The organism is Peribacillus simplex NBRC 15720 = DSM 1321, from assembly GCF_002243645.1.
Taxonomy (GTDB): domain Bacteria; phylum Bacillota; class Bacilli; order Bacillales; family DSM-1321; genus Peribacillus; species Peribacillus simplex.
In genome coordinates this window covers 574,859-592,500 of record NZ_CP017704.1, presented here as the reverse complement: position 1 = coordinate 592,500, position 17,642 = coordinate 574,859, and the positions used below count along the sequence as shown (strand labels likewise).

The following is a 17,642-nucleotide window of genomic DNA, read 5'->3' as shown; positions in this document are numbered from 1 at the left end:
AGATTTCCCATGGCGCAAGCTAGTAAGATCCCTGAAAGATGATCAGGTTGATAGGTCAGAGGTGGAAGCGTGGCGACATGTGGAGCTGACTGATACTAATAGATCGAGGACTTAACCAACGCTTTTAAAAAATGAAATACCTTCTTTATTATCTAGTTTTGAAGGAACAACGTTCCTGATATGTTTGGTGGCGATAGCGAAGAGGTCACACCCGTTCCCATTCCGAACACGGCAGTTAAGCTCTTCAGCGCCGATGGTAGTTGGGGGTTTCCCCCTGTGAGAGTAGGACGCCGCCAAGCAATGTTTATCACATCAATTAGGATTCATAAACCCGTATAAACAGGTTCAAATCCTATCTACGCATTCTAAACCTTAGGATTATCCTAAGGTTTTTTTGTATAAATTCCACCATTCGTTGGTAAGGCTTATTAAAAGCATGATTTTGGTAGGGGGCTTCTCGAATGACCGGTAAAGAAGAAATCCTGGACAATAAACAAATTCTTCATTCTTTTGCGGAATGGTTAATGGGTCAAAATAAATCCGATGGTACGATTAAAACCTATGTGGGAGTTATCTCCCAGCTTCTTCAATGGTTTAAAGATGAGGCGGAAGAGATTGAAAAATCCCATGTCCAATCCTATTTAGACGATATGGAACAGTCAAACAAGAGTGCAGGAACGATTGAAAAGCATTATTCAGCCATTACCATGTTTTCCAGGTTCCTTGATAAACCCGAAATCGTCCTCAACATCGATCGTAAAGCAAAGGAAAAGAAAGAAGATCCGCCAAAAGCCCTGAACATGCTTGAGCAAGCTGCTCTCCTAAAAGAAATCGAGGCCTCTGGGCATTTCAGGAATATTGCCATTGTCTACACAATGATTCATACGGGTATCCGGGTGTCCGAACTTTGTGATTTGAACCATAGCGACATTCAAAAAGAGGGAGAAAGGCAATATATCCTCATCCGGGATTCAAAGGGTGATATAGACAGGAAGATTCCACTTTCCATGACTGCTAGTGAAAAGATCAAGGCATACAAGGAATTTTTAAATATGGAAACGGAGGCCATCTTCATATCCAGTGTGAATCAGCGCATCACGCCAAGGTCCGTGCAATATATGCTGAATAAATATAATGCGACTCCCCATAAGCTGCGGAATACGTTTTGCCAAACATTAATCGATAAGGGGATAGACCTTCAAACCGTTTCAAAATTGATGGGGCATAAAGATTTGAACATGACCAAACGTTATATAGGAGAAGGAAAAGAAGAATTGGAATCAGCCATTGAAAATACTTTTGATAATTAATAAGGGAGGAAAACTTCTTGTATATCGGGGAGTATTCCCAATCATATAAATTCCAATGGCACTGGGGAATTCTTGCTGCTGAAAAATAGCCTTTCTCTTAGTTTTTCCTTATGCTCTTTCCTTTCTTTCTTCACTTTTTTCATTCTTCCCAGAACTTCAGAGCCTTTTTATTGGATACCGTGAATAGTAGATTCTTTAGTTGGGGAATATACATAATGATAATCTTCTCAAATTAGTTTGTAAAAATGAATGGCCTCTGCTCCCCCCCTTATCCCAGGGTTGGTTGCAGGGTTGTTTCTCTTAGTAGTTTCTCGGTTTCAATTAAACAAGCACCCTTGTCATGTAGGTATTCAAGTGAGATACCTCTTTTTAATGCTGTTTGTTCCATTAATCTAATTTCATGATACATAGCACTAGACAAGATTCCTTTTTCAATGTTCTTATTTATTTCATAATAAAATCCTGCCAATAATTCTAACGGTAATTCATCGTAAAGGGAACTTTTTTTGTTCTCCATAAAGCACCTCCTCATTCTACCAATAAAACTAGCATACATATTTGTAATAAAACATAAGGGATCTTAAGGGGAGCTTTCAAGCTAGGGAAACCCTGAATTTGACCGAATACAGAGTTTTTTTGTATTTGAATAACATGATTGATGAATCACTGTTTCCTATTCGGAAGAAGCTAGCTGTTGCATAAAATAGGGGATTTCTTCTATGTACTGTTCCCGGTATTGGCCCCACCTACGCCAGATACTATGACGGCCACGCATGCCATCCAACCTATTATCATAATAAAAGAAAGCGCTTACATTGTCAAGGATTTCATTTAGAAATATGAGCAAAAACCCTTGGTATGATAAAGATCCCAGGCTGATAGGATGAAGGGACTAAAATTAACAAAATCAGCAGATCTATTATTTTAATAATATCCAAAAAAAAGAAAATGTTGTATTTCACAAAAATGGTTGAGCGCCGTTTAAAGCTAAAAAATTACCGAAATGGGCGGTATAGCATTGTTACACCCGTTCGTAAAAGTACACTTTTATGAACGGTTCTTTTTTCTATAAATTCAACCTGTTTTTACGTTCGTTAAAGTTGAAAAATATTTTACGAACGTTCTTAGTTTTGCACATACTTTTACGAACGATTTTGAATAAGTAAGGAGGAAAGCAGAAAGAGGAGTAAAAAAATGGATGATCGTAAATTTGGTTACATACGAGTTAGTAGCAAAGATCAAAATGAAGGTCGGCAGTTAGAAGCGATAAAAAAATTAGTAGTTGATCCACGTGATATTTTTTTGGACAAACAAAGTGGAAAAGATTTCAATAGGGCTCAGTACCAATTACTAAAATGTTTGGTACGTAAAGGAGATATTCTTTACATTCGTTCTCTCGATCGTTTTGGTCGGAACAAAGAGGAGATTCAAAAAGAGTGAAATGACATTACAAAAAATATCCAGGTGGATATCGTCGTTTTGGATATGCCATTGCTCGATACAACTCAATTTAAAGATAGTCTCGGTACATTTATTGCCGATCTTGTTTTACAAATTCTATCGTGGATGGCCCAAGAAGAAAGAAATCGAATTAGAAAACGGCAGCGAGAAGGTATTGATGTGGCATTGCAAAGTGGTGCAGCGTTTGGCAGACCAAAAGTTGAAGTTACAGAAGAATTTCAAGAAGTGTATGATTGATGGAAAGCAGGCGAGATGACAGCGAAAGTAATCCTTTGCTCAACAGGAGCAAAGGATTTTCAATGGTAGGGGGGAATACTTTACCTGTTCTACAAATTTATATACATCTATTTTAAAAATCTAGCTTTGGACAGGCTTCACCCTTTGTTAGAACGGACTCTCTAATCCAGCTCACGACCATATTGATGGACCGAACGTATAATGGTTGTGTGAGCTATGGATAAGTCTCGTTCCTCCATTATTTCCATAAAATCACGAAAACTCAAGTTTACCTTAGGCCCCTCCTTACTGTGAGAGGAATAATTTCTGGTTCATAATGCTTCTACTTGAATTCTGCTGGTTTTTTCATAGCGATAGTATACTTGCAAGATATTCGGATTTTTGCACCAGAACCCATTTTTTTATAATTTTCATAATTATGATGAATTGCGTATAATGAGATTATGGAGGGTATACATAAAATTAAATAAATACGAAATGGAAGAATGGTTATCATTCTATTCTATAAGCAATTAATCTATTAAAGGTGAAATGATTATGATAGCTAGTCTTATGAAGTCTTGGACAATATGGATGAAAATTGGAGTAATTTTATTCGGGGTATTCTTACTATCGTGGTTGGGTCCTGACGAAATTGGTCTTACTGATTTGCTTATTTCATTAGGAGAAGGTGAAGAAACAGGAAATACGTTAATGCTTGCCGTTTTTTTGTTAGTGTCTTTAAATACAGTTTTAGCTTTGTTTCATTATATTGGTGCACTGCTGTTGGGAGACGAAATCGGTGATCGTTTAAACCGTCCATGGTTAAAAATTATCATTCCTCTTATTGTTATTCCTCTCGACTATATCGTGATAAATGCTTATTATTCTTTAACATACTCATTTAGCGCATATGCGTTGTTATTGTTGTTAGCAGTCTTATTATTGCAAGCCTTTGAAAAGGATAGGCTAAAGCCTATTATTAAAACGATTATTTGTTCTCAATTAATCTTTGGGATTGAATGGCTGAATGAGATTCCTTCTTTATCTAAATATGGATTTGGCCAAGGGTCGATTTCAAAGGAATTAAAAGATATAGCGGTTCAAATTGGATTTGAGCAATCTTTAACATTGTACAGTTTAACTTTGTGTTTAATTTTTGTTATTAATGCTGTTATTTTAGCTGTGTATTTTTCATTAGCTGAACAAAAGTGGCGGATAAAGCAAGAGCTTCATTATGCGCAGTTAGAAGCAATGCAGTCAAGATCAGGACGAGAAGCACTATATCTGGTCCATGATTTAAAAACACCTCTCACAGCAATTGAGGGGCTAAATTCTTTAATTAGTTTGAAAGTGGACGATTCTAAAATTAAAGAATATTGTCAAAAGATTTCATCATCGATTCATTCCGTTAGCGACATGATTTCCGAGATTTTATATGATGATAAAAAACATTGGTGCCGTATAAAGGATTTAGTTGAATACGTCGAAGCAAGCAGATTGAGCGGGACAAATCTTAATCTGAAGGTAGACTTTCAAACAGATCCTGAAATTAAAATTTTAATTAATAAAATCCGAATGACAAGGGCATTAGTGAATTTAATTGACAATGCTTACGATGCAGTGAATGGAATAGAAGATGGCAAGATTTTGCTTAAGGTAAAAACCTATGAAAATGAACTTTGGTTGGGCGTATCAGATAATGGGAAAGGGATTTCATCTAAAGAGCAGAAGAAAATATGGAAAGCTGGGTTTAGTACGAAATCGCATCCAGGGATGGGATTAGCTTTCGTACGACAAGTTGCTAAAGGACATGGTGCATCTTTAGAAATTGACAGCAAGCTTGGGCACGGGACAACAATTTGGATTAAACTAGCTGAGAGGAGTGTGTCAAGATGAACATTTTAGTCATTGATGATGATGCATCAATTCAATATATGCTAAGTGAAATTTGTGAATTTGCCGGCTGGAATGTAGATACGGCTAACAACGGAAAAGAAGGGTTAAATGTGTTTGCAGAAAAAGGAGCAGATGTTGTTTTAGTTGATTATCATATGCCGGAAATGGACGGAATAAAAACAGTGGGTGAGCTTCGTAAACTTAATGCTGATGTTCCGATTCTTGTATTAACAGTCGATGAACGACAGGAAATTGCTGATCGCTTTCTTGAAGCAGGCGCAACAGATTTTGCATTAAAGCCTGTAAAAGCGCCTGATATGATTTCAAGAATTAAACTGCATGCTCGCCTTGCAAAATTAACTCAATCAGCTCCGCAGCAAAAACCCAGTGAAGAAAAGGATGTATTTGTAACAAAGGGAATTAGTAAGAGAACACTTTGTCACGTTAGTGATTTTCTACATTCTAATCGTGAACCTTTTTCTGTGGATACAATTTCTAAAGAAGTTGGTTTGGCTTATCCGACCGTCTATCGCTATATTATGCATTTACTTGATGAAGGAAAAGTGGAAATTATTGTAAGTTATCAAAAAATAGGAAGACCGAAAAATTTATATCAATGGATTGTTGACTAAAAAACTGCCTTAATACAAGGCAGTTTTTTTTATAATGGGGGTCTTTGTTGCTGCACAGACCGCTAATGCAGCAAGACTTTTTTTCTTTTTTTTCTGTATTTTTATATTTTCAGATAATATAAAATTATTTTACAACACTAAAGATTCTTTGAAATTTAAATGCCTTCATTGAACGTCTTCGAATAAAATGAATGAATTTATAAGTTAATGCTCATTTAGATTTTGCTATCTGATTCTTTTTGCAACAGAGTCAAGAATAAAAATGTAAACGCTTACTGATGATGGGTTGGATGGCATGCTTGGCCATCATCGTATTAGGCGTAGGTGGAACGAATCTATTAAAATAAAAACCATGCAATTATTTTGTGAATGTAACGATTGGTGGATGGTTTAATATTTAACCATATTTAGGGGGAAATTATTATGCAAGCAATATTAAAAAATGATGTTCAGCAGCCAAACCAGTCTAGGAAAAAGCATCCTCCAGGACTGTATATGCTGTTCGCGACTGAGGCATGGGAGCGCTTCAGCTATTACGGAATGAGAGCAATTCTTGTTCTTTACTTAACAGCAACTGTTGTAAACGGCGGGCTTGGAGTCGACAAATCTACGGCTATGGGCATATACGGATTCTTTACTGGTGCCGTTTATATTACGCCAATGATTGGCGGATACTTAACTGACCGTTTCATAGGCAGAAGATTGGCGATCACGATTGGTGGCATTTTAATGGCGCTTGGTAACTTTTCGCTATTCGCAAGTCAGAGTTTGACAGCGCTTTACATTGGTCTTGGTTTATTGATTATCGGTAATGGTTTCTTCAAGCCAAACATCTCGACAATTGTTGGTGATCTTTATGAAGACAACGATCCGCGTCGTGATGGAGCTTTCACCATCTTCTATATGGGTATTAACGTAGGGGCTTTCTTCGCACCATTAGTAGTTGGACTTATGAGTTATAAATATGGGTTCTTGACAGCAGCAATTGGCATGATTGTAGGGCAGTTAGTTTTCAACTTATTAGGCAATCGCTATTTAGGTGATATCGGTAAAGAACCTACTGGCAAACCGGAAGTTACAGCTGGTCAAAAATCAGCTGCACCGTTAACGAAAAGAGAACAAAAACGTACAGCGGCTATCGTTATTTTGGCAGTCTTCGTTATTGCGTTCTGGGCCGCTTTTGAGCAGGCTGGAAGTTCATTGACATTGTATGCTAATGACCAAATTGATCGGAATGTATTTGGTTTTGAGATTCCAACTGCCTGGTTCCAATCATTGAACCCATTATTCATCGTGATTTTAGCGCCAATTATGTCTGCTTTATGGTACAAGCTTGGCAGCTCAAAACGCGGTGACTTAAAAACTCCAACGAAGATGGCTCTTGGTTTAGTCACTGTTGGTTTAGGTTTCTTAGTACTGCTTCCTGCTGTTATGTATACAGGAAACGATACAGCGCTGAAAGTAAACATCCTGTTCATGATTGTAACGTATTTCCTTCATACATTAGCCGAATTAATGATTTCACCAGTTGGTTTATCAATGGTAAGTAAAATTGCTCCAATCAAGCTTGCTTCTCTTCTAATGGGAGTATGGCTGGCAAGTTCCGCGGTAGCTAATATGGTAGCCGGCCAGTTAGCTGCATATACGCAGTCTTTAGGTTACCTGGAAATCTTCAGTGTAATTGGTTTTGTAACAATTGGTTTAGGTATTGTATTATTGCTTATTTCGAAGCCAGTAGCAAAGCTGATGGAATAATAAGAAAAGGAGCTGACCCAAAAGGCACATAATGTGCCTTTTAGGTCGAGCTTTTTTATTTAGTGTAAAAAAATAAAAGAATCGGTCCAAACTGGTGTAAGAGGAGTCTCGACAACGACCCAAACCAGAAAGGAACGATTATCTTATGAAACATAATTATCTTTCTTTTAAAGAGTATACATTGGATAACCGGTTTCGGTGCAAGAAATCCATCCAACTTGCTCACACTCATAAAACAGTAATAAAACAAGTGCACATCTTATAAAGTTTAGTTTACATAATGGATTCAATGGGAAGTCCGTTTTCCAATGAAATTTATTTATCAGTTTAATTTGTGTCTATTGAGATTGGAAGATATGATTTTTAACGGTCTCATCATGTCATGGTCTTCATGCTCTAAACGATGACAGTGCCATACATAGTCTCCAGAGAATGGCTGAAACTTCATGATGATTCGTACGGTTTCTCCAGGACCTACTAGGACGGTATCTTTTAAACCGAAATCAGCCGGGAGAGGAGCCACCAAGTTTCCATTCTGATCGTAACGATCAAGGACACGAAAATTAACCAGATGTACATGAATAGGATGAATTCCAGGGGTTAAATTCACTAACTCCCATATTTCAACAGAATGAAGTAATGGTGTTTCTGTTGCTGGGTCCATCCATTCTTTATCGTCAAATAAAAGCATAGGACGTCCAAATTCGTCTTGTGAGTCATTTAATGTTAATCGTCTTATCTTTTTTACTTTATTTAATGGAATAGGGTCAATGTGGCTTAAGTGAGATGGAACTCTGCTCTGATCAGGGCAAGATAAAGATTTATTTACTTTGAATTCCATTATCTCGCCGGTTGGATTTTCTAATTCAAAACCATCTTGTAATATTACTTTTTGCCCTTCTAACCCTGAGAAATCAACAATGATGTCGATGCGTTCAGCTGGTGCAACATCCAAACTTTCTACTTTAATTCGCCGGGAAAGAAGGCCACCATCAGTTCCAATTAAATAGAAAGGACGCAGGTTGCTTAATTGGAACTTGTATGTTCGAGTATTGGAAGCGTTTAATAAACGGAATCTGTATTTGCGGGGCTCAACTTTTAAAAATGGCCAGACTTTCCCGTTAACTGTAATGGTATCCCCTAAAAACGAAGGAACAATTGAAGGATACGGTAAATTAGGGGATGGATTGTCTGGTTGTGAAGGATAAAAGAGCGAACCGTCTGGATTAAATGTTTTATCTTGAATCATCAGAGGTACCTCGTATTTACCCTTTGGAAGTGACAGTAACCTTTCTTGCTCATCGCGAACGAAGTAAAGTCCTGCAAGACCTGCATACACATTCAGACGGGTAATCCCAAGTGCATGGTCATGATACCAAAGGGCAGCTGCTCGTTCTCGATTCGTATAATGATAGATTTCTTTCATAAAGTGCGGACCGGTTTGCCGAAATTTTCTTGTAAACCATGCTTCAGGATGACCATCACTAGCTGGTTCTGATGGGCTTCCGTGCAAGTGCACAACGGTTCTTACTTCTGGATTGTGACTGGCTCCGTGAATGGTTTTATCAACTGGTAAAAAATGTTTTTTTGGTAAATGGTTTGTCCATCTCACATATATAGGTTGATTTTTTTCTATATTAAAAGTTGGACCTGGTACTAGACCATTATAGCCCCATACCTTCGTTTTAGGTAAATCTCTATGAAACTTGTGTAGTGTTTCAATCATGCGCACATCATAAAGCGGCTTACCTTTATATATTTCCTTTGGTCTGATTATTGAAGGAATCGGAAGAGCATCAACAAATTTTTTTAATTCCAAACATTTTTATCCCCTTTCATTTAACAGAATATAATAATGGATTATATTCTATTAAATAAATATTTTTTTGCTTGTATACTTGTCCACGGTTATTAAATTAAAAACGATTATGCATATGATATACAAAGTTAGTTTACATAATACTGATTATTAACATAAAAGTTACTGAATAAAAAATATTTTAATTTGATATGAATTGTTGCTGGTAGTAGCTTTATCTTTATGGAACTACCATGACAATAAGTTTTTTAAAAATGAAAAATGACAATACTTAAGAAGACCCTGCTCAATCGTTTTAAAAAAGAGGAGAGCGTTAATTAATTAGTCTATGGATTAGGGTTGACTGGATTAAGGTCAGTATCAGTATTGACACTTCCTAACCATTTTCAATCTTTGTGGTGAATCGCCGATTTTTGCGATTCATGGATGGCTAACGGGTGCGTGGGACTTGATCCCGTGAACTAAACTGTCCGCCCCCTACTTGTAGAAACATGTTTGAGGCTGGTTGGGACGCAGATCTCGTATAACAAGCGAAGCTATGACACTACATGGAGGACTAGGGGTACTGGTTAATAAGTAGAGGAGGTAAAGATAATGAATCCAGTTGTTGGTCTGGATGTGGCAAAAGGAGAGAGCCAAGTTCAGGCATTCTTAGATCAATCTAAACCGTATGGGAAAAGCTTTTCAATGAAGCATATCAAAGAGGAGTTAGATCATTTTTTAGAATTTCTAAAAGAAATTGAAGAGGTGACAGGGCAGATGCCTATGGTCATTTTAGAATCTACAGGGCATTACCATTCTCCCGTTATTCAATACCTGGAGGATCAAGGGATTCTATATATCTTACTAAATCCGATTATTTCTTATCAGGCAAAGAAGACCAGTTTACGAAAGGTAAAAACAGACGCTATCGATGCGTACCAGTTGTGTGTGCTGTATTACAAAGGTGAATCTCATAAAATTAGAGGAATTCGGCTTTTAGACCTTCGGAATTTGTCCAGACAACAGGAAATCGTAACGAATATGTATGTGGAAGCTAAACTTCAGTTTCACACCATTTTAGATCAAGTGTTTCCTGAATACCGAAAGGTTTTTGCGATTTATTTTCAAAGGTTACATTAATGATGATAAAGGAATACCTTACTTCAGAGGCCATATTATCAGCCGGGGAAAGTAAACTAGCAGAGAGTATAATGGAGTTCTGTCCTAGCCGATCTGGGTAATGTGCATGGGGAAAAGCCAAAAAAATAATGGATTCCGCATCTCGAAATCCATTCCGGGAAATCGTGTATCAAAGTCACGTAATTAATCTGTGTATGTATATTGAGTTGCTTTTTCATTACCAGGGACACCTTTCTGCTTTGGAAGATCGTATAGTGGTCCTGGCAAATGAAATGGAAGAATATAAGATGATCCAATCGATTTCACCAATCTCAGAAAAAATCGCAGCCACGATTATCTCTGAGATTGGTGAAATCGATCGGTTTAATCATCCGAAAAAACTCGTTGCCTACGCTGGAATAGACCTTAGTGTTCACTCATCAGGTAAGTATACCGCAACCATTAATCGTATGACTAAAAGAGGTTCGAGCAGACTACGTCATTCTCTGTATCTTGCCGTACTATGCGGCATAAGAAGTTCAAGGAACAAAAAGCTTAAGAAAAAATCAGAAGGAAAACCGGCCAAAGTGTCAATCGTTGCCTGTATTTATAAGTTGCTTCATTGGATTTACGCTTTATTAAATAGAAAAGAAACGTTCCTAGATTTAGCCTAATTAACGGTTTTGTGAAGCAGAGAAAATCCTTCCAAAAGGGTTTTGGAGGGTTATTTGGCATGGCCAGAAATAATATATCATAAGGGAAATATAAATTTCAGACAAAGATATTGACATCCTATTAGCTGGTTTACTTCAAAAACCAGGGTTGATGCGGCAGTCTTTTTTATGGAACTAAAAGGGGGGATCTTCCCTAGGTGTAGAGTGACAATTTTGTTCATTAATACAACTTATATTCATTTAAATTTCAGAAGCTTCTGGTTGGAAACCTCCTATATTTCTATCTTCGACTACCATGCGCAATCCACGCTTCGGTCTGAGTGTAATAGACGGTAGTGGCTTTACTTCATGATGGTCAGGCGCCAGCCTTATCCGATATCGTTGAGCAATGCATGCTAGGACAAGCACAGCTTCCATCACTGCAAAATGATTACCGATACAAACTCTCGGACCTCCGCCAAATGGAAAGTAAGCGAACGGAGGTAGGGTTTTCATAAAGTTGTTTTCAAATCGCTCAGGTTTAAAGGAATCTGGATTATCAAAATACTCAGGCTTGTGGTGCATCACATACTGACTTAACAGGATCATATCGCCTTTTTTAAAAAGATATCCTCCAATTACCACATCCTCCGCCACTTCCCGTTGTATGATATAGGCAGGCGGGTATATGCGCATTGATTCATAGATAACATTTTGTGTGTATGTTAATTTCATAAAATCGCCAGGTGTTAGATTACGGTTGCCGATTACGCTATCTATTTCATTGAAAAGTTTAGTTTCCACATCAGGGTGTTGGGAAAGCAAGTATAAGGTCCAGGAAAGCGCGTTTGCTGTTGTTTCGTGACCGGCAAGGAAGATGGTCATTAACTCATCACGTAACTGCTTGTCTGTCATAGCTAAGCCATCCTCATCATCTCGAGCATCCATTAGAATCCCAAGCATATCCTCATGTCTCTCTGCCTCTGTTCTGCGATTTTCAATAAAGCTATAAATCACCTTATCAAGTCTCTGTTTCGCAATTTTATATTCACGGTTGTTTTTAGTTGGAACCCATAGTGGCATTTGAAGTGTTCGCATTCTTTTAACGGCAATTCTCATGAAGGCTTCTATAGGTTCCCCGAGCATGCCATATCCTTCTTTGAGGCTCATGCTGAACATGGTCTTGCTGATAATACCCAGTGCAAGGCTCATCATATCCTCCGTAATAATCCTTTCTTCTCTGTTTTTCCAAGTGGAAATATAGTCCATTGTTATATCAATCATATCCTGACCATAATTGCTAATATGAGACTTTTTGAAAGAGGGTTGAATAAGTCTTCTTTGGCGCATGTGAATTTCTTTTTCACTTGTAAGAAGCCCTTCTCCGATTACTGGTTTTAAAGCAGAGAAGTCCTTTGATTTCAAGAAAGATTTTTGTTTTGTTACAAGTACCTGCTTAATTAAATCTGAATTTGAAATAAGGTAAACATTATGGAAAGGTCCAAAACGAATTTTAGCAACTTCTCCATATTCTTTTGCTAAACGGGTAAGAAAGCCAAGTGTATCTGAAATAAACTCCTTTGAATGGCCAGTAATTAATTTTCCTTTTGGGCCTGGAGAATCATTTGAAAAATTTTTGTCACTCAATGGTTTGTTTCCTCCATTTCGGTATAATTACTTGTATTCATTCTATGAGGAAAGTATTGATTGGTTTGGACAAGTTGTTAATAAGAAGACTAACAAATACAATATTTTTTAAAGATAGTTAATCAATTTGAATGAAATTATAAGTGTGTATAAAGGAATACTATTAATAAACGAAATTAAAGTGTTTATGAAATTGTAAAGGCACCCATCCCTGTTGTCACTTTCTTTTACTAATGAAAGCAGGTATGTATGGAACTGACTTACAAAAGTTATTATCTTGTTGAACTAACAAATATGGGGTTGGAAACAGCTCCATTTTCTTATTCAACTAACGGAGCAGGTTAGTTGAATAATTAATTTGATTTTTTTGGTAATATCTATAGAGGGATGTTGAGAACTATGAAGAACAAAACTGTTTCATTGTTATGCTTATCTACTGCATCTATTGGAGGCGGTATGGCGCTTAAAGATATTTTTGATTATTCAATGATTATTGGAGTTGGTTTAGCGATGGTGTCTTTATTAGCTGCTGGGTTTTCGATTGGGAAAAGACAAGGAAGGTAATTCACATAATAAATTTGTTTGTTAAGCTAACGGGAGCGTTACTTTAATAAGAGAGTTGCTTTGGTAGCTCTTTTTCTTATGGCACTAAACCAGCTAATAGTTTGTCAACATTTTTCAATAAAAAGATAAAAACATACGTGATATACTAATAATAGGCATACCAAATAACCTTCCTTCAGACTCTCATTTGGAAGGTTTTGTTCTTTTTAGTTAAATATAAATTTTAAACAATATCTTGGAAAGTCATTTTGTTCTTTAATAGAGCGAAAATCCAGTGTAAGAGCTTATTTACACAGGCTATGACGGCTACCTTATAAGGCTTTCCTTCCTCGCGTTTCTTGTCATAAAACACGCGTAGCTTCTTATTTCGAGGGATAATTTCATCAGTTGTCTTAGACTTCCGGCAATCACGAATAGCACAACGAACCGCCATATATAAGGCATGTCGAAGTCTGCTAGAACCTCTTTTAGTGATTCTATTTTTGGTAGCTGTAAACTTACCGGATTCGAATACACTAGGATCAACTCCAGAGAAAGCTACAAGTTTTTTAGGATTATTAAATCGATCTATCTCACCAATTTCAGAAATAATCGTTGCCGCGATCTTTTCTCCGATACCTGGGATAGATTTGAGGATCGTATATTCTTCAATTTCTTTAGCGAGGGCGTCTATCTCTGCCTCTAACTTTGATAGATGCTCTTTGTACTGAAGAAGAATATTTATATACATACCAAGGCTTAAAATATGACTCTGATAGACTGTCTTTTCAAAAGGGTTACGAGCTGCCGCAGCTTTAAGCTGAATCGCTTTTTCATTTGCCCATTTAATTGATCTACTCTTGCATAACTCAAATATCCTTGCTGTCATTGCTTCTTCACTTGCCTTCAAAATGTCCTCTGAAGAGGGGAACTCTGAAAGAGTTAAGAGTGACACCACAGAATATAAATCTCCAAAAACTCCTTTATATTCAGGAAACACTTGTTCAAGCACTGCCTGAAATTGAAGCTTTGTTTGAACCATAACGCCAGTTATGTTTTCATGTTGTCTTGTGAGATTACGAAGGTTCAATAACTGGACTCCACGCTTTTTATATGGCTCTAATTCTTCTTTATAAAACAACTCACAGAGAAGATAGGCATCAATGGCATCTGTTTTTACCTTTCTTAAGCTTGATCCTCTTGCCTTATATGAAATCAATGGATTAATGATAATCAATAAATATCCTCGTTCTTCCAAGTAATGAACGACTGGAGCTTGATAATGTCCAGTGGCTTCTAAAACGACTGAAGGCTTCTGACCAGACTCTTTCTTTACATCCTCAAGAAACGCTACAAGTAAATTAAGCCCCTCAACAGTATGAGTTATTTTAAAACTCCTTTGATAAGGTTTACCCTTATCCAAAAATGCTTGAACCTGACTTTCCCCTTTTGAAATATCCAGACCAACGACTGGATTCATTCTAAATCTCCTCCTGATCTAGTGGATTACCGGTACCCCTATTTCTCCTTGCAGTGTCACAGCTTCGCTTGTTATACGAGATCTACGTCCCAACCAGCCTAATCATGTTTCTACAAGTAGGGGGCAAACTGTTTAGTTGACGGGGTCTATCCCCACGAGCAGGTACGTTTTGCCCCGGCTACCGTTATAATAAAACCATATAAAAAATGGTCAACCAGAAATATTTTCTGGCTGACCTTATAATACGAAAGGGGCAGGTTAGTTGCACAAGGATTATTTATTATCGTTGAAGAATATATACTCCTAAATAGTACAGGTTGAGGAGAGATATAGGTGGATAAAGGCAAATTAGAGTTAATAAAAGTTGTGAGTTTAGCTGTAATTGCAATTAGTTAAGCAATAATAGCTTGGAGTATGGGTAAAGTTGTTAATTACTTGTATGACTTAGTTATGTTATCAGGAAATGGCTAATTCTTTTCTTTCCTGTTAGGCCTTTTTAATGTGAAAAGACTTTTAATGAGGTCTCGCCACATAGCCATCAAGTTAAAATTCTATAAATCCCTCTTGGGCTCATTAGAAAAACACATAAATCTTTTTTTCGTTTGGGGTCGACTTGTTTTCTTAGCTTGATGGGCATGGGTTACCGACACCATTACGAGGAAAACATACTATAAGCAAATTTTGACATAAATATCCCCAACCATACTTGAAATTTTCCCTTCATACGGCTCTCCAGTATCTTCAATCCGTGACTGATTGCGTTAATTTCCCTGAATGGATTTGATTATGACATTTTCGGTACAAGTGTTTCCATTGTCGCGCCGCCATTATCTATACCATCTTGGTTTTTCTTTTTGCTCTTATCATTCTAAATCTTTAAGTGCTCAAATATAGTGCATTTCTACTTTGTTTGAGAACCGTATATCTCGCATGAATCCGCGAGGAGGCTTTGAACTAATTCATTTCTTCCGTTCGTGTGTCCGTTATCCGGTATAGTTCAATAATAGAGAAAGGGCTTTTTAGAACAAAGTAATTAAGTGATAAGTAAAAAAAGTGGATATAAATTATTGAAAATAAAAGTTTTTAGAGCTCATCTAATTTGTTTCTCTTTATATTAACTATTAGCGCAATAACCGCGTTCTTGTTGACAAAAAGGCTTTTTTTTAGAAGTGCTTGTCTATGCGATTGTTTTATAAGAAAAGTGGATTTACAACTAAACAAGAGCCCTATTTCAATGAATTAGTGGAAGGGTTTGAAGGACAAAAAGAAATTAATGAGTTAAAGGAAAACGCGGTGAATTAAAGGTCAGGCTATATAATTAATGTTGGTTCAGTTGACGCAATAATATCTTTAACTTTATTATCTCTAGCTATTTCTACTAGCTTTAATTCCTGAGTCGTGATCGATTAGAAAGCAGTGCACTTCTTTCGGAGTTGCACTGCTTTTTAAAATTTCTCCAGTTTATATGATTATTAATTAGGAAATCTGTATCCCAAGACTCGCTAAATGAATCATTAGTTTATTTATCTAACAAAATTGCTTCTACGTTACTAGGGGGTAGAGCTATTTGTAGTGCTCTTTTTTCTTCATAGTTTAAAGGGACCAATGGTAAGCGGACACCTCCAACATTTAACCCCCGCATATTTAATGCTGATTTTACCGGTGCTGGGCTTGGTGCAGCAAATAATGCTTTCATAATTGGAAGAAGGGTACGATGTGTAGTAGCGGCACCATGGACATCACCATTTTTAAAGCTATTGATCATTTCTTGCATTTCATTACCAATTATGTGTGAAGAAACCGAAACAATGCCTGTTCCGCCGATGGCTAAAACCGGTAATGTTAACCCGTCATCGCCGCTGTACAGTGTAAAATCACTAGTTGTTTTGCTTATGATTTGTGCCATGGCATCTAAGTCACCACTTGCTTCTTTTACTGCCACAATATTGTTAATTTTTGAGAGACTAACAATCGTCTCTACTGACATGTTTACAACACTCCGTCCTGGGATATTATAAAGCATTACCGGTAATGATGTTGAATGGGCAATAGCATTAAAGTGCTGAAATAATCCTTCTTGAGACGGCTTGTTATAGTAGGGGGTAACGAGCATAATTCCGTCGACTCCTGCTGCCTCTGCTTGCCTTGTTAAGCTGATAGAAGCTTTCGTGTTATTTGAGCCAGTTCCAGCTATGACTGGAACTCTTCCATCAACAATTTCTACAACAATTTTGAATAAATCTACTTTTTCTTCTGCAGTTAATGTTGGAGACTCTCCAGTTGTACCAGCTATAACTAAACCATCAGAACCATTAGCAATTAAATAATTTACTAAAGTTCGCGTAGCATTAAAATCAACCTCATTATTATGATTAAATGGGGTAACCATTGCGGTTAAAACTTGGCCAAAATTCATAACTTCACACCCTTTTGTATAATTTTTTTAAAAAATTCAGAGGTGGTTAGGGCCTTTCAGGAGTAAACGCAAAAAAGCAACAACGAGGATTCGCTGCTGCAGTAGAAACAATATTTATCAAAAAAATGTTTCCGCGCGTAAGATAGCCCTCCATATAGTTTCCTATATGACAGTCCTGTATTTATTCAATAGCAGAACCAGCTTCAAGAACATGAGATTCTTTCCGCTTCGGCAAATTCCCCTTTCCACAATAGTCATAGGATCTCATTCTCCTCAAAATGTGTACTAATGGTCTTTGCTCCTCTATCCTCACTTCAAAAAGTATGAAGTAAGAAAATATTTAATTGACTGTAATATAACAGGGAATCCTTTTTATTGCAAGGCAAATTTTGAAGTTTTTTTTAAGAATACATGGATAATCGATGGAAATGGCTACAGTATTGGGTTGGATTCATCTTTTTTAGTTATTATGTAAACTCAATATAATAGTTTTATAAAACAAATTGTATGAAAAGTTTCACCCTTTTATAGTCAGTATTTACAATTGATATATCTTATAGAAGGGAATTAGTATTTACCTTATGAACACCTAGAATAATAATCAAGGAGGGGGAGGATAACATGACTAATGCAAAACTAACAAAGGAAAGAAAAGATATGAAAATTCGTGATGTTTGGGAAGCAAGAAATCGAATCGCTTAAATTGTAAG

The 17,642-nt window shown here is 36.9% G+C and carries 11 protein-coding genes, 2 rRNA genes, 3 pseudogenes and 1 riboswitch (1 of these 17 cut by a window edge); of the genes and pseudogenes, 10 read left to right on the top strand and 6 right to left on the bottom strand.

Annotated features, from left to right (window positions below; translation table 11 throughout):
- The 3 genes from BS1321_RS02660 to BS1321_RS02650 all read left to right on the top strand — a co-directional run.
- A 23S ribosomal RNA gene (locus BS1321_RS02660) occupies positions 1 to 119 on the top strand (it extends 2,814 nt beyond the left edge of the window).
- A 64-nt stretch (positions 120 to 183) separates the two neighbouring features.
- Positions 184 to 299: ribosomal RNA gene (rrf, locus tag BS1321_RS02655) — 5S ribosomal RNA — on the top strand.
- Between the two features lie 162 nt (positions 300 to 461).
- Positions 462 to 1,310 (top strand): tyrosine-type recombinase/integrase, encoded by an 849-nt coding sequence (locus BS1321_RS02650; RefSeq protein ID WP_063236501.1) that lies wholly within the window; start codon positions 462 to 464, stop codon positions 1,308 to 1,310.
- Between the two features lie 268 nt (positions 1,311 to 1,578).
- On the opposite strand, the gene BS1321_RS02645 is transcribed toward BS1321_RS02650, so the two are convergent.
- The gene (locus BS1321_RS02645) at positions 1,579 to 1,827 is read right to left on the bottom strand and encodes a hypothetical protein (protein WP_063236502.1); all 249 of its coding nucleotides are present in this window, start codon (positions 1,825 to 1,827) and stop codon (positions 1,579 to 1,581) included.
- A gap of 677 nt (positions 1,828 to 2,504) precedes the next feature.
- Between BS1321_RS02645 and BS1321_RS02640 the strand changes: the two are divergent.
- Positions 2,505 to 3,005, top strand: a pseudogene (locus BS1321_RS02640) (recombinase family protein); the annotation flags it as partial.
- A gap of 167 nt (positions 3,006 to 3,172) precedes the next feature.
- Here BS1321_RS02640 and BS1321_RS02635 read toward each other — a convergent pair.
- Positions 3,173 to 3,312: pseudogene (locus BS1321_RS02635) on the bottom strand (IS6 family transposase); the annotation flags it as partial.
- Between the two features lie 233 nt (positions 3,313 to 3,545).
- Between BS1321_RS02635 and BS1321_RS02630 the strand changes: the two are divergent.
- The 3 genes from BS1321_RS02630 to BS1321_RS02620 all read left to right on the top strand — a co-directional run bounded on the left by BS1321_RS02630 (position 3,546) and on the right by BS1321_RS02620 (position 7,273).
- Positions 3,546 to 4,886, top strand: a complete 1,341-nt coding sequence (locus BS1321_RS02630; RefSeq protein WP_081113115.1) for a sensor histidine kinase — start codon at positions 3,546 to 3,548, stop codon at positions 4,884 to 4,886.
- The gene (locus BS1321_RS02625; protein ID WP_063236503.1) at positions 4,883 to 5,518 is read left to right on the top strand and encodes a response regulator; all 636 of its coding nucleotides are present in this window, start codon (positions 4,883 to 4,885) and stop codon (positions 5,516 to 5,518) included. Before BS1321_RS02630 ends, BS1321_RS02625 begins: the two co-directional genes overlap by 4 nt.
- A 423-nt stretch (positions 5,519 to 5,941) precedes the next feature.
- Positions 5,942 to 7,273 carry a peptide MFS transporter gene (locus BS1321_RS02620; RefSeq protein ID WP_063236504.1) on the top strand — a complete coding sequence of 444 codons (1,332 nt, stop codon included), beginning with the start codon at positions 5,942 to 5,944 and terminating at the stop codon, positions 7,271 to 7,273.
- Between the two features lie 322 nt (positions 7,274 to 7,595).
- Here the strand turns inward: BS1321_RS02620 and BS1321_RS02615 are convergent, their stop codons facing one another.
- Positions 7,596 to 9,092: a multicopper oxidase family protein gene (locus BS1321_RS02615; RefSeq protein WP_063236505.1), complete on the bottom strand. Its 1,497-nt coding sequence runs from the start codon at positions 9,090 to 9,092 to the stop codon at positions 7,596 to 7,598.
- 594 nt (positions 9,093 to 9,686) lie between these two features.
- Here BS1321_RS02615 and BS1321_RS02610 point away from each other — a divergent pair.
- A pseudogene (locus BS1321_RS02610) lies at positions 9,687 to 10,867 on the top strand (IS110 family RNA-guided transposase).
- A gap of 240 nt (positions 10,868 to 11,107) precedes the next feature.
- On the opposite strand, the gene BS1321_RS02605 reads toward BS1321_RS02610, so the two are convergent.
- A complete protein-coding gene (locus BS1321_RS02605) occupies positions 11,108 to 12,493 on the bottom strand; it encodes a cytochrome P450 (RefSeq protein ID WP_063236566.1) in 1,386 nt (461 codons plus the stop codon).
- A 399-nt stretch (positions 12,494 to 12,892) separates the two neighbouring features.
- On the opposite strand from BS1321_RS02605, the gene BS1321_RS27305 reads away from it, so the two are divergent.
- The gene (locus BS1321_RS27305) at positions 12,893 to 13,057 is read left to right on the top strand and encodes a hypothetical protein (RefSeq protein WP_155726555.1); all 165 of its coding nucleotides are present in this window, start codon (positions 12,893 to 12,895) and stop codon (positions 13,055 to 13,057) included.
- A gap of 223 nt (positions 13,058 to 13,280) precedes the next feature.
- Here the strand turns inward: BS1321_RS27305 and BS1321_RS02600 are convergent, their stop codons facing one another.
- Positions 13,281 to 14,516: an IS110 family RNA-guided transposase gene (locus tag BS1321_RS02600; protein WP_094246551.1), complete on the bottom strand. Its 1,236-nt coding sequence runs from the start codon at positions 14,514 to 14,516 to the stop codon at positions 13,281 to 13,283.
- 1,179 nt (positions 14,517 to 15,695) lie between these two features.
- Here BS1321_RS02600 and BS1321_RS28470 point away from each other — a divergent pair.
- Entirely contained in the window at positions 15,696 to 15,818 is a 123-nt protein-coding gene (locus BS1321_RS28470) for a hypothetical protein (RefSeq protein ID WP_257790330.1), read from the top strand.
- 217 nt (positions 15,819 to 16,035) lie between these two features.
- Here the strand turns inward: BS1321_RS28470 and dapA are convergent, their stop codons facing one another.
- Positions 16,036 to 16,932 carry a 4-hydroxy-tetrahydrodipicolinate synthase gene (gene dapA, locus BS1321_RS02595; RefSeq protein ID WP_063235434.1) on the bottom strand — a complete coding sequence of 299 codons (897 nt, stop codon included), beginning with the start codon at positions 16,930 to 16,932 and terminating at the stop codon, positions 16,036 to 16,038.
- 135 nt (positions 16,933 to 17,067) lie between these two features.
- Positions 17,068 to 17,246: riboswitch (Lysine riboswitch) on the bottom strand.
- Between the last annotated feature and the right edge of the window lie 396 nt (positions 17,247 to 17,642).